Raw genomic sequence first — 12,476 nt, forward strand, 5'->3', positions numbered from 1 at the left:
GCATCCGCAAACTCGACGCCACATCTGGTCGCAGAATGGCACCATGGCGCATTCCTCCTCAATCCCGTCGGTCCGCCCCGGTTCATTTTCGCCACGTGGGCGGCTCTTTGGCGGATCGGCCTCTCGACCTTCCGCACCCCCTTTAACCCGGCTCGGGCGGAAACCCTGCGCTGGGGAAGGTGATCACGGATGCGTGAACCTGCCGCAGGCCGCGCAGGGTTTCGCGCGCGCGGGTGTTGAACGGGTGGGTTCCTCTTCCGGGGTCGATCGGTATGCGCCGTTTTTTATGGGTTCTGGCCGCGGTGGTCGTGGTGGCAGGCGGTCTGGCGTGGCGGTTCGGCGTCGCGGCCCCCACGCCGGCGGCAAGTGCCAAGGCCCCCAGCGTACCGATCCCGGTGGTGGCCGCCCCGGCCGGCGTGCAGGACGTGCCGGTCTATGCCAACGGCATCGGCGCGGTGCAGGCGTTCAATTCCGTCACCGTGAAGGTGCGGGTGGACGGCGAGTTGCAGAAGGTGCTGTTCACCGAGGGGCAGGAGGTCAAGGCCGGCGACGTCATCGCCCAGATCGACCCGCGCACCTATCAGGCGACGCTCGCCCAGGCCAAGGCGGCCAAGGCCAAGGACGAGGCCCAGCTCGCCAACGCCAGGATGGACCAGGACCGCTACACCACGCTGGTGGAAAAGAACGCCGTCTCGCGGCAAACCCTCGACACCCAGAAGGCGCTGGTGGCGCAGTATGAGGCGGCGGTGCAGGGCGACCAGGCCTCCATCGACAATGCCGAGGTGCAGCTCGGCTACACCACGATCCGCGCCCCCATTTCCGGGCGCACCGGCGTGCGGCAGGTGGACCAGGGCAACATCGTCCACGCCACCGACACCACCGGGCTGGTGGTCATCACCCAGCTGAAGCCGGTCTCGGTGATCTTCGCTTTGCCGCAGGACCGCCTGGACGACGTGATCGCCGCCATGGCCCGCGGCCCGGTGCCGGTGCTGGCGTTCCGGCGCGACGGCGTGACCCGGCTGGGCGAGGGCAAGGTCGAATTGATCGACAACCAGATCAACACCGACACCGGCACGCTGCGCATCAAGGCGACGTTTCCCAATGACGACGAGAAGCTCTGGCCCGGCGCGTTCGTGAACGTGAAGGTGCTGGTGGACACGCTGCACGACGCCGTCACCGTGCCGTCCCAGGTGGTGCAGCGCGGGCCGGACAGCCTGTACGTCTATGTGGTGAAGCCGGACAATACGGTGGAGAAGCGCACCGTCACCGTGGCCTCGGCGCTCGGGCCGAGCACCGTGATCGCCAGCGGCCTGAAGAGCGGCGAGCAGGTGGTGGTGGACGGCCAGCTCCGGCTCACCCCCGGCGCCCGCGTCTCCCTGACGCCGGGCGCGCCGCCGCCGGCGGTCCCGCCCGCCGCGACCACCGCCGAGAATGGCGAGAAGCGGGCATGAGCATCTCCACCCCCTTCATCCGCCGCCCCATCGCCACCACGCTGCTGATGGTGGCCATGGTGCTGATCGGCGCGGTGGCCTATCCGCTGCTGCCGGTGGCGCCGCTGCCGCAGGTGGACTTTCCCACCATCCAGGTGTCCGCCAGCCTGCCCGGCGCCAGCCCGGAGACCATGGCCTCCTCGGTGGCGACGCCCCTGGAGCGCCAGTTCAGCCAGATCGCCGGCGTGACGCAGATGACCTCGTCGAGCGCGCTCGGCGTCGTCTCCATCACCATCCAGTTCGACCTCAACCGCAACATCGACGCGGCGGCGCAGGACGTGCAGTCGGCCATCACCGCCGCCTCGGGCCAATTGCCCAAGAACCTCCCCAGTCCGCCGACCTTCCGTAAGGTCAATCCGGCGGATTCGCCCATCCTCATCATCGCCGTGCAGTCGGACCTCTATCCGCTGATCAAGCTGGATGATCTGGCCGACACCATCCTGGCGCAGCAGATCAGCCAGATCCCCGGCATCGCCCAGGTGGCGATCACCGGCGAGCAGAAGCCGGCGGTGCGGGTGCAGGTGGACCCGGCCAAGCTCGCGGCGCTGGGCATGAGCCTGGAGGACGTGCGCACGGTGCTGGCCAGCGCCACGGTGGATTCGCCCAAGGGCAGCTTCGACGGCCCGACGCAGAGCTTCACCATCTATGCGGACGACCAGTTGCTGGCCTCGCAGCCGTGGAACGACGTCATCATCTCCTACAAGAACGGCGCGCCGGTCCGCATCCGCGATATCGGCGCCGCCGTGGACGGGCCGGAGAACCAGCGCCTCGCGTCCTGGCAGAGGGGCAAGCGCGGCATCCAGCTGATCGTCTTCAAGCAGCCCGGCGCCAATGTGATCGAGACGGTGGACCGGGTGCGGGCGATGATCCCGCGCCTGGAAGCCTCGCTGCCGCCGGGCATCAATGTCGACCTCATCACCGACCGCACCCAGACCATCCGCGCCTCGGTGGACGACGTGCAGCTCACCATGCTGCTCACCATCGCCCTCGTGGTGGCGGTGATCTTCGCCTTCCTGCGCAACGTCTGGGCCACCGTCATCCCCAGCATCACCGTGCCCATGGCGCTGATCGGCACCTTCGCGGTGATGTACCTGCTGGGCTACAGCCTGGACAATCTCTCGCTGATGGGCCTTACCATCGCGGTGGGCTTCGTGGTCGACGACGCCATCGTCATGCTGGAGAACATCTACCGCCACATCGAGGAGGGCCTCTCGCCCATGGACGCGGCCATCAAGGGCGCGGGCGAGATCGGCTTCACCATCATCTCCATCAGCGTGTCGCTGATCGCGGTGTTCATCCCGGTGCTGCTGATGGGCGGCATCGTCGGCCGCCTGCTGCGCGAGTTCGCGGTCACCGTCACCATCACCATCCTGGTTTCGGTGGTGGTGTCGCTGACGCTGACGCCGATGATGTGCTCGCTGTTCCTCAAGAACGAGCACGGGGTGAAGCACGGCCGCGCCTACATGGCCGCCGAGCGCTTCTTCGACGGCATGCTGCATGCCTATGACACCGGTCTGAAATGGGTGCTGCGCCACCAGACCGTGACGCTGTGCGTCCTGTTCCTCACCATCGCCGCCACCGGCACGCTCTATGCGCTGATCCCCAAGGGCTTCTTCCCGCAGCAGGACACCGGCTTCATCACCGGCTTCACCGAGGCGGCGCAGGACATCTCGTTCGCCGCCATGTCGCAGAAGCAGCAGGCGCTGATGGCCATCGTCGCCAAGGACCCGGACGTGGAGAGCGTCTCGGCGGCGGTGGGCGCCACCGGCGGCTCGCAGACGGTGAACACCGGGCGCATGTGGATCAACCTCAAGCCGCGCGACGAGCGCGCCGCCAGCGCCACGCAGATCATCAACCGGCTGCGGCCGCAGACGGCCAAGGTCACCGGCGTCAACCTGTTCCTCCAGGCGGCGCAGGACATCAACGTGGGCGGCCGCGCCTCCCGCACGCAGTATCAATACACCTTGCAGGACGCCAACCTCGCCGAGCTGAACAGCTGGGCGCCGCGCATCCTGGCCAAGCTCAAGGCGCTGCCCGAGCTCCAGGACGTGGCCACCGACCAGCAGACCAGCGCGCCCACCGTGTCGCTGACCATCGACCGCGACACCGCCGCCCGCTTCGGCATCCAGCCGCAGGTGATCGACGACACGCTGTACGACGCCTTCGGCCAGCGCCAGGTGGCGCAATACTTCACCCAGCTGTCGCAATATCACGTGGTGCTGGAGGTGGATCCCAAGCTCCAGCAGGACGCCACCGCGCTGGACAAGATCTATGTGAAGTCGCCGCGCACCGGCGAGATGATCCCGCTGTCCGCCTTCGTGAAGGTGGACACCTCGAAGACCGCCTACCTCTCCATCAGCCACCAGGGCCAGTTCCCGGCGGTGACGCTGAGCTTCAACCTGTCGCCGGGCATCGCCCTCGGGCAGGCGGTGGTGGCGATCCAGAAGGCGGAGCTGGAGATGGGCAAGCCCATCACCCTCATCGGCACCTTCCAGGGCACGGCGCAGGCGTTCCAGGATTCCCTGCGCACCCAGCCCTATCTCATCCTGGCGGCGATCATCGCCGTCTACATCATCCTCGGCATCCTCTACGAGAGCTTCATCCACCCGCTGACCATCCTCTCGACCCTGCCGTCGGCGGGGCTCGGGGCGCTGCTGATCCTCTATGTGGCGGGCTACGACCTCAGCGTCATCGCGCTGATCGGCATCCTGCTGCTGATCGGCATCGTGAAGAAGAACGCCATCATGATGATCGACTTCGCGCTCCAGCGGGAGCGCGAGGAGGGCATGGCGCCGGAGCAGTCCATCTACGAGGCCTGCCTCACCCGCTTCCGCCCGATCATGATGACCACCATGGCCGCGCTGCTCGGCGGCGTGCCCTTGATGCTCGGCTCCGGCACCGGCTCGGAGCTGCGCCAGCCGCTCGGCTACGCCATCGTCGGCGGGCTGATCGTCAGCCAGATGCTGACGCTTTACACCACGCCGGTGGTGTATCTCGCCATGGGCCGGCTCAGCCGCGCCATCGGCCGCTGGCGCACCGGGGAGGGCAAGCCCGCCCCGGCGGCGGCCGAGCCGGTGACGGTGCATTCGGCCGCCGCCGAATAGCGCGGCGGCGATGGTGCGCGCAGGCGGGAACGGGCGGCCGCCTCAAATCGTTTCAATCGGTGCGGCGCGGGCTCTGGCCCGGCCGCGCGGCGGGGGGTAGGGTCCGGCGAACGCATCAGCCAGGAGGCACCCCCATGGCCATCCAAGCCACACTCAATGCCCGCGTCGGCGAGGTCACGGCGCGCATCGCGCGGCGCAGCGAAGGCGCGCGCCGGCGCTATCTCGACCTGATCGCGGCGGCCGGCGAGGCCGGTCCCCGGCGCCGGGCGCTCGGCTGCGCCAACCAGGCGCACGGCTTTGCCGCCTGCGGCCCCGGCGACAAGCTGGAACTGCGCGCGGGGGAGGGCGGGAACCTCGCCATCGTCACCGCCTATAACGACATGCTGAGCGCCCACCAGCCCTATGAGCGCTTCCCCGACCTGATCCGCGCCGCGGCCCGCGACGCCGGCGGCGTCGCCCAGGTGGCGGGCGGCGTGCCCGCCATGTGCGACGGCGTCACCCAGGGCGAGGCGGGCATGGAGCTGTCGCTGTTCTCCCGCGAGGTGATCGCGCTTTCCACCGCCGTCGCCTTGTCGCACCAGACCTTCGACGCCGCCGTTTTCCTCGGCATCTGCGACAAGATCGTGCCCGGCCTCGTCATCGGCGCCTTGTCCTTCGGCCATCTGCCGGCGGTGTTCCTGCCCGGCGGTCCCATGACCTCGGGCCTGCCCAATGACGAGAAGACCCGCATCCGCCAGCTCTTCGCCGAGGGCAAGGTGACGCGCGACGCGCTGCTGGAAGCGGAGTCCCAGTCCTACCACGGCCCCGGCACCTGCACCTTCTACGGCACCGCCAACACCAACCAGATGATGATGGAGATCATGGGCGTGCACCTGCCCGGCGCCTCCTTCGTCAATCCCAACACGCCGCTGCGCGATGCCCTGACCCGCGAGGGCGCCAAGCGGGCCCTGGCCATCAGCGCGCTGGGCAACCACTACACCCCCATCGGCCGCATGCTGGACGAGAAGGCGTTCGTCAACGGCGTGGTCGGCCTGCACGCCACCGGCGGCTCCACCAACCACACGCTGCACCTCGTCGCCATGGCGGCGGCGGCGGGCATCACGCTGACCTGGGACGATTTCTCCGATCTCGCCGAGGTGGTGCCGCTGCTCGCCCGCGTCTATCCCAACGGCAAGGCCGACGTGAACCATTTCCATGCCGCCGGCGGCATGTCCTTCGTGATCCGCGAACTGCTCGGCGCCGGCCTGCTGCATGAGGACGTGGAGACGGTGTGGGGCACCGGCCTTTCCGGCTACACCGCCGAGCCGATGCTCGACGGGGCGGGCAACCTCGCCTGGCGCGACGGGCCGGAGGCCTCCGGCGACGAGGCGCTGCTGCGCTCGGCCGCCCGGCCGTTCCAGGCCACCGGCGGGCTCAAGGTGCTGGACGGCAACCTCGGCCGGGCGGTGAGCAAGACCTCGGCGGTGGCGCCCGAGCGCCACATCATCGAGGCGCCAGCGCGGGTGTTCCATTCCCAGGAAGCCTTGCAGGCCGCCTTCAAGGCCGGCAGCCTGACCGGCGATTTCGTCGCCGTGGTGCGCTTCCAGGGGCCGAAGGCCAACGGCATGCCCGAGTTGCACAAGCTGATGCCGCCGCTGGGCGTGTTGCAGGATCGCGGGCAGAAGGTGGCCCTCGTCACCGACGGGCGCATGTCCGGCGCCTCGGGCAAGGTGCCCTCGGCCATCCATGTGACCCCGGAGGCCGCCAACGGCGGGGCCATCGCCAAGATCCGCGACGGCGACAGGATCCGGGTCGACGGCGTGAACGGCCATCTCACCGTGCTGGTGGACCCGGACGAATGGGCGGCCCGGCCGCTGGCGCAGCAGGACCTGTCCGCCTCGCATGTGGGCGTCGGCCGCGAGTTGTTCGCCCCCCTGCGGGCCGCCGTGGGCAGCGCCGATCGCGGCGCCAGCATCTTCGACCGCACCGCGGCCTGAGCGCAGACCTCAGGCGACGATGTGGAAGCCGTGGTCGGCATAGACCACGGAGCCGGTGAGCGGGGCGCCCGCCTCGCTCGCCAGCATGGCGGCCACGCGGCCGACCTCCTCCACGGTAAGAAGCTGGTGGGCCGGGGTGCGCTCGCGCACCCGGTCGAGCAATTCGTCGAAGCGGTCGATGCCCGAGGCCGCCCGCGTCTTCACCGGCCCGGCGGAGAGGGCGTGAACACGGATGCCCTGCGGCGCGAGGTCCACCGCCAGATAGCGCACCACCGCCTCCAGCGCCGCCTTCACCGGCCCCATGAGATTGTAGTGCTCCACCACCCGGTCGGCGCCGTAGAAGCTGACCGTCTGCAGGCTGCCGCCCGTCGTCATCAGCGGGGCGGCGAGCTTCGCCACCCGGACGAAGGAATGGCAGGACACGTCCATGGCCTGGGCGAAGCCCTCCGCCGAGCAGTCGATGAGCTTGGCGTGCAGGTCGTCGCGCGGGGCGAAGGCGATGGAGTGGAACACGAAGTCCAGCGTGCCCCATTGCGCGGCGATGGTCTCGAACACCGCCTCCAGCTCGCCCGGCACCCGCACGTCGCAGGGCACGATGATGCTGGCGTCCAGGGCTTCCGCCAGGGGACGGACATAGGGGTCCGCCTTGGCGTTCAGATAGGTGACGGCGAGTTCGGCGCCGGCCTGCCGCAGCATTTTCGCGCTGCCGTAGGCGATGGAGCTGTCATTGGCGATGCCGATGACGAGGCCGCGCTTTCCCTTGAGATTGACCACCGCGTTCATCAGCCCTGCTCCGCGCTGTGAAGGACGCCGAAGGTCTCGTCGGCGATCACCTGTTCCTCGTCGGTGGGCAGGACGAACACGCCGACCCGGCTGTCCGGCGTGCTGATGCGCGGCGCGTCGGCGGCATTGGCCGCGTCGTCGAGCGCGACGCCCAGCCAGGCCAGGTGCGCGCAGACGGCGGCGCGGACGCGGGGCTGGTGCTCGCCGATGCCGGCGGTGAACACCACGGCGTCGAGGCCGCCGATGCTGGTGGCCAAGGCCGCGACCTCGCGGGCGATGCGGAAGGCGAAGATGTCCAGCGCCTCGCGGGCTTCCGGCGCCGCGCTGGCGAGAAGATCGCGGCTGTCGGCGCTGAGGCCGGACAGGCCGAGCAGGCCGGAGCGGTGGTAGAGCATGTCCTCCACCTCGCCGAGCGGCAGGCCCATCTGCCCCTGGAGGTGCAGCAGCACCCCCGGATCGAGCGCGCCGCAGCGCGTCGCCATGGGAATGCCGTCGAGGGTGGAGAAGCCCATGCTGGTGTCGGCGCTGAGGCCGCCCTTCAGCGCGCACAGGCTGGCGCCGCTGCCGAGATGGGCCGCGACCACCCGGCCTTTCGCCGCCTCCGGCGCGATGCCGGGCAAAGCGGAGGCGATGTATTTGTAGGACAGGCCGTGGAAGCCGTAGCGCTTGACGCCGGCGTCGAACAGGTCGCGCGGCAAGGCGAAGCGGCGCACCAGGTCAGCCTGGGTGCGGTGGAAGGCGGTATCGAACGAGGCCACCTGCGGCAGGTGGGGGCGCAGGGCATTGATGGCCGCGATCAGCCGGACGCTGTGCGGCTGGTGCAGCGGCGCCAGCGGCACCAGGTCGGCGATGGCCGTGGCCACCTCCGGGGTGATGCGCACCGGCTCGGCGAAATGATCGCCGCCATGCACCACGCGGTGGCCGACGGCGGTCAGCTCGCTCACCTCGAAATGGTGGGCGAGCCAGCTCAGCGTCTCCTCGATGACCTCGTGCAGGTCCTCGGTGACGGTGGCCTTCAGCGGGATCTCGGCATTCTTGCTGCCCTCGACGATGTTCAGCACCAGCGGCCGGTGCCTGAGGTCGATGACGCCCTTGCCGATCCGCCGCACCGCATCCGCATCGGCCGAGAACAGGCCGAGCTTGATGGTGGAGGAGCCGGGATTGAAGGTGAGCAGGATGTGGCCGCTCATGCCGGCACCGCCACGGCGGCGCCGCCGGCGATGGACAGCTTGGCGAGCGCCACCGAGGCCAGCCGCACCCGCAGCGAATCCGCCCGGCTGGTGAGGATGATCGGCACCCGCGCGCCGAGCACGAGGCCGGCGGCATCCGCGCCCGCCAGATAGATCATCTGCTTGGCCAGCAGGTTGCCCGCCTCAAGATTCGGCACCAGCAGGATGTCCGCCTGGCCGGCGACGGGGGAGACGATCTCCTTGATGCGGGCGGCGGCGAAGCTGACGGCGTTGTCGAAGGCCAGCGGCCCGTCCACCTTGGCGCCGGTGATCTGGCCGCGCCGGGCCATGACGCTGAGCGCGGCGGCATCCAGCGTCGCCGGCATGTCGGCATTCACCGTCTCCACCGCCGCCAGCACCGCGACCAGCGGCTCGGCGACGCCCAGGCGGTGCAGCAGGTCGATGGCGTTCTGGCAGATGTCGCGCTTCTGGGCGAGGGTGGGGGCGATGTTGATGGCCGCGTCCGTCACCAGCAGGGATTTCGGATAGGTCGGCACGTCGAGGGCATAGACGTGGCTGATGCGCCGCTCGGTGCGCAGGCCGGAGCCCGAGCCCACCACCGCGCCCAGCAGTTCGTCGGTATGCAGGCTGCCCTTCATCAGCGCCGTCACCCGGCCGCTGGTGGCCAGTTCCACGCCGCGCGCGGCGGAAGCATGGCTGTGCTCGGCCGGCTCGATGCGCAGCCCGGCCAGCGACACTCCGGCTTTTTCCGCCGCATCGCGGATCTTGCGCTCCGGGCCGATCAGGACCGGCTCGATCAGGCCCTCGTCGCGGGCCTCGATGGCCGCCTGGATGGCCTCCGCGTTGCAGGGATGCACCACGCCCACCACCATGGTGGGCAAAGCGCGGGCCTCGGCGATGAACTGCTCGTAGCGGCTGTGCGGGCGCAGCGCCACCTCGGGCACCGCCATGCGCGGCAGCCGGAGCTTCTCGCTGGGCGCGATCACCGTCGCCGTGCCGGTCAGCACTTCGACGCCGGCCTGGTTGGTGCAGCGCGTGTCGAAGATCACGATCTTCTTGTCGGGCCGCTTCTCGGTGACCGTCACCGTGCCGGTGATGGTGTCGCCGGGGGCGACGGGACGGCGGAAATGCAGGTTCTGGTCGAGATAGATGGTGCCCGGTCCCGGCAGCTCGGTGCCGAGGATGCTGGAGATCAGCGCGCCGGTCCACATGCCGTGGATGACCACATGGCCGAACATGTCGGTGGCGGCATATGCGGCGTCGAGATGGGCGGGGTTCACATCGCCGGAGACGGCGGCGAACAGCTTGATGTCGTCCTCGCTGACGGTGCGCGTCACCGATGCGGCGTCGCCGATGGCGAGTTCGTCGAAGGTCTTGTTTTGCAGGACGTTGCTCGTCATCACCACGCTCGCCACCGATGGTCGCCCCGAATGCCGCCGGGCACTCTACCGCGATGCACAACAGTGGATACAAGCGCCATGTGACGCCTTGCGCCAGGGCAAAAACACTTTCGGCCGGAAAGGAGTGGCGCGCAGGCGGCGCTGCCGGACCGGAAGACTCCCGGCCCGGCAGCGGGCGTGCGCGCGGCGTCAGCCGCCGTATTTCAGCGAGACGATGCTCATGAGCGTGTCGGCGCTGACGGAATCGCTCGACGAGCTGTCGAATAATTGCAGCACCGGGTCGGTGGAGCTGTTGTTCTGCACGTCCCACATCACCGTGAAGCGCTTCAGCAGGCTGTCCACCTTGTCGCTGTCCTGGAGATCGGTGACGTCCAGCCGCTCCGTGATGGCCTTGGCCTGGGCCTCGATGTCGGCATTGGAGAGCTCGTCCGGCAGCCCGAGCACGGTCTTGACCACCTGGCTCATCGCGGTATCCGCCAGAATGTCGTAGGCGGATGTCACCGTGGAGGCCATGCGCTTGAAATAGAGCGCGAGCTGGACACCCTGGTCGGAGGAACCGGCATTGTCCTCCATCGTCTGCTGCAAGTATTTGTTGACGACCGTTTCAGTGGTCGAGCTGGAAATGGTGCTGCCGTCCTGCAGATAGCTGAATGCGCTGGCGAAGGCGACGAAGCGATCGTCGGTCAGCTTGTTTGCGAAACTGGTGCTGTCGGTGAGGTCGCTGTTGAGCACCTTCTTCAAATAGGCCTTGGCATAGGCCATGTCCTCAAGGCCGTAAGCCTTCGCGACATAATTCAAGAGGCGGTAGTTGCCGACGAGGTCATCGACCGAAGTGATGCTGCCGATATTGGCCTCGAAATACGCCGTGTCGTTGGCGGTGGCCGGGTCCTTTGACTCTTGCTCAAGGGCGGTGGTGTAATTTTTGGAGAGGTAATTATAGGTGGCGTAGGTGGAGCCGAGATCTATGGTCATGAAGCACCTGAAGCGCTGAACCGCCGGCCATTGCTGACCGACGGGACGTTACAGGCGCACGGCGAGTGCCGCGCGCGGGTGGGGACCAGGACCTTCCCGCCCCACCAGCGGCCAGATCGCAGTCAGAACGAGAGATATTGGCTGTAGCTGTGCAGGACCTGGGCGCGCGACCGGATCGCCTCGCCGGTAAAGCGGGTGTTGCCGTTCTCCTCCTCGCCGGGGCCGGGAACGTGCTGCGCGTTCGGCACCTGGGTGGCGGTCTTGGCCTGCTCGCCGGTGGTGTTGTCGACACCCGCGGCCCGCTTCTTGTCGGCGTCCACCTCGACCTGGCTGCGGGCGCCGGACATTTCCGCGTTCAGGCGCGCGGAGAGATCGATCAGCACAGCGCCGGCATTGGAGGCGTCGATCACCTTCGGGGCGGCGATGCCTTCGCTCTCGGCCTTGGTGGCAAGGGCGGTGGCCGCGACCTCGTCATTGGACGTGCCGGACCGGCCCACAACCAGCCGCGCGCGGTCCATGTCGCCGGCCTGGACGGCGGTGATCAGGGCGCCGAGGCCGATGCGGCGCTCGCCGGGGATGCTTACGTCGATGGTCGTGCTGCTGCGGCCGCCGTTAAGCGCAGTGGGATCGTGCAATTGCAGGACTGCGAGATAACGCTGCGCGGCGGCCATGTCGCCAGCGACGACGGCTGCGGCCATCGCTTCCGCCGCTTCGCGACTCTGCCGGGCAGCCAACTGGAGGCTGACGCCATCGACGGGAGTAACTGGTGCTACAGACATACATTGCCTCCGCGTTACGGCCCTGCCGCTGAAACCCCACCGGCCAGCGACAATTGATCGGACCCCCAAGGCAGGGATCTAGAAACCGCAGTGTAGCTTGCCCCGGGCTTGCATCGCGCCTGCTTCTCACAATCCCGCCATGTTCTTGCGTCGGGGCCGGATCGGGATCTGTGGATAACATCTTGGAATGATGCCAGATTTCACGCCGGTATTCCCTGCCGGCAGGTGGCGTCGGGTCGTTCACGTTTTCGTGATCTAAGGGAGGCTCCGGCGCCCACGGAGGCTCGGGGTTGCGACATTCGGCGTGTTGAATGCATAAATGATGCGCCTATGTTACATACAAGTCTGCAACATAGGATGCCTGCCGTGCCCCCGACCTATCCTCGTCTTTCGCCGCTCGAGACCGGCGTGCGCGGGCGCTGTCCCCGTTGCGGGGAGGGCCATCTGTTCAACGGCTTCCTCACGCTGGCGCCGCGCTGCGAGGTCTGCGGCCTCGATTACAGCTTCGCCGATCCCGCTGACGGGCCAGCGTTTTTCGTCATCACCTTCGGCTGCCTGCCGTCCATCATCTTCGCCATCTGGCTGGAGACGGCCTATCAGGCGCCCTATTGGGTGCATCTGTTCACCACCCTGCCGCTGCTGCTGCTGACCTGCATCCCGCCCTTGCGGCCGCTCAAGGGATGGCTGGTGGCGAGCCAGTATTTCTACAAGGCCGAAGAGGGTCGATTGGTGAAGCCGGGCGAATGATGCAGTCAATCCCGCATCATTCGCCCGGCACCGGG

The 12,476-nt window shown here is 68.3% G+C and carries 9 protein-coding genes; 4 read left to right on the forward strand and 5 right to left on the reverse strand.

The window, feature by feature from the left end:
- Positions 1-311: 311 nt before the first annotated feature.
- The 3 genes from YU1_RS29300 (at position 312) to edd (ending at position 6,570) form a co-directional block, all read left to right on the forward strand.
- Positions 312-1,451 carry an efflux RND transporter periplasmic adaptor subunit gene (locus tag YU1_RS29300; RefSeq protein WP_245263319.1) on the forward strand — a complete coding sequence of 380 codons (1,140 nt, stop codon included), beginning with the start codon at positions 312-314 and terminating at the stop codon, positions 1,449-1,451.
- Positions 1,448-4,594: a multidrug efflux RND transporter permease subunit gene (locus YU1_RS29305; protein ID WP_051356823.1), complete on the forward strand. Its 3,147-nt coding sequence runs from the start codon at positions 1,448-1,450 to the stop codon at positions 4,592-4,594. The genes YU1_RS29300 and YU1_RS29305 overlap by 4 nt, the downstream gene beginning before the upstream one ends.
- A 134-nt stretch (positions 4,595-4,728) precedes the next feature.
- Positions 4,729-6,570: a phosphogluconate dehydratase gene (gene edd / locus YU1_RS0113030; protein WP_029004455.1), complete on the forward strand. Its 1,842-nt coding sequence runs from the start codon at positions 4,729-4,731 to the stop codon at positions 6,568-6,570.
- Between the two features lie 9 nt (positions 6,571-6,579).
- On the opposite strand, the gene fabI is transcribed toward edd, so the two are convergent.
- The 5 genes from fabI to YU1_RS0113055 all read right to left on the reverse strand — a co-directional run bounded on the left by fabI (position 6,580) and on the right by YU1_RS0113055 (position 11,613).
- On the reverse strand, positions 6,580-7,353 hold the full coding sequence (gene fabI, locus YU1_RS0113035) for an enoyl-ACP reductase FabI (RefSeq protein WP_029004456.1): 774 nt from the start codon (positions 7,351-7,353) through the stop codon (positions 6,580-6,582).
- Positions 7,353-8,543 (reverse strand): acetate/propionate family kinase, encoded by a 1,191-nt coding sequence (locus tag YU1_RS0113040; RefSeq protein WP_029004457.1) that lies wholly within the window; start codon positions 8,541-8,543, stop codon positions 7,353-7,355. The genes fabI and YU1_RS0113040 overlap by 1 nt, the downstream gene beginning before the upstream one ends.
- Positions 8,540-9,943 carry a bifunctional enoyl-CoA hydratase/phosphate acetyltransferase gene (locus YU1_RS0113045; protein WP_029004458.1) on the reverse strand — a complete coding sequence of 468 codons (1,404 nt, stop codon included), beginning with the start codon at positions 9,941-9,943 and terminating at the stop codon, positions 8,540-8,542. The genes YU1_RS0113040 and YU1_RS0113045 overlap by 4 nt, the downstream gene beginning before the upstream one ends.
- 189 nt (positions 9,944-10,132) lie before the next feature.
- A complete protein-coding gene (locus tag YU1_RS0113050; RefSeq protein WP_029004459.1) occupies positions 10,133-10,915 on the reverse strand; it encodes a DUF1217 domain-containing protein in 783 nt (260 codons plus the stop codon).
- 122 nt (positions 10,916-11,037) lie between these two features.
- Entirely contained in the window at positions 11,038-11,613 is a 576-nt protein-coding gene (locus YU1_RS0113055; RefSeq protein ID WP_029004460.1) for a hypothetical protein, read from the reverse strand.
- Positions 11,614-12,051: 438 nt separating this feature from the next.
- On the opposite strand from YU1_RS0113055, the gene YU1_RS0113060 reads away from it, so the two are divergent.
- Positions 12,052-12,441 (forward strand): DUF983 domain-containing protein, encoded by a 390-nt coding sequence (locus YU1_RS0113060; protein WP_029004461.1) that lies wholly within the window; start codon positions 12,052-12,054, stop codon positions 12,439-12,441.
- Positions 12,442-12,476 lie beyond the last annotated feature (35 nt).

It is taken from the genome of Azorhizobium doebereinerae UFLA1-100 (assembly GCF_000473085.1).
Classification (GTDB): Bacteria; Pseudomonadota; Alphaproteobacteria; order Rhizobiales; family Xanthobacteraceae; genus Azorhizobium; species Azorhizobium doebereinerae.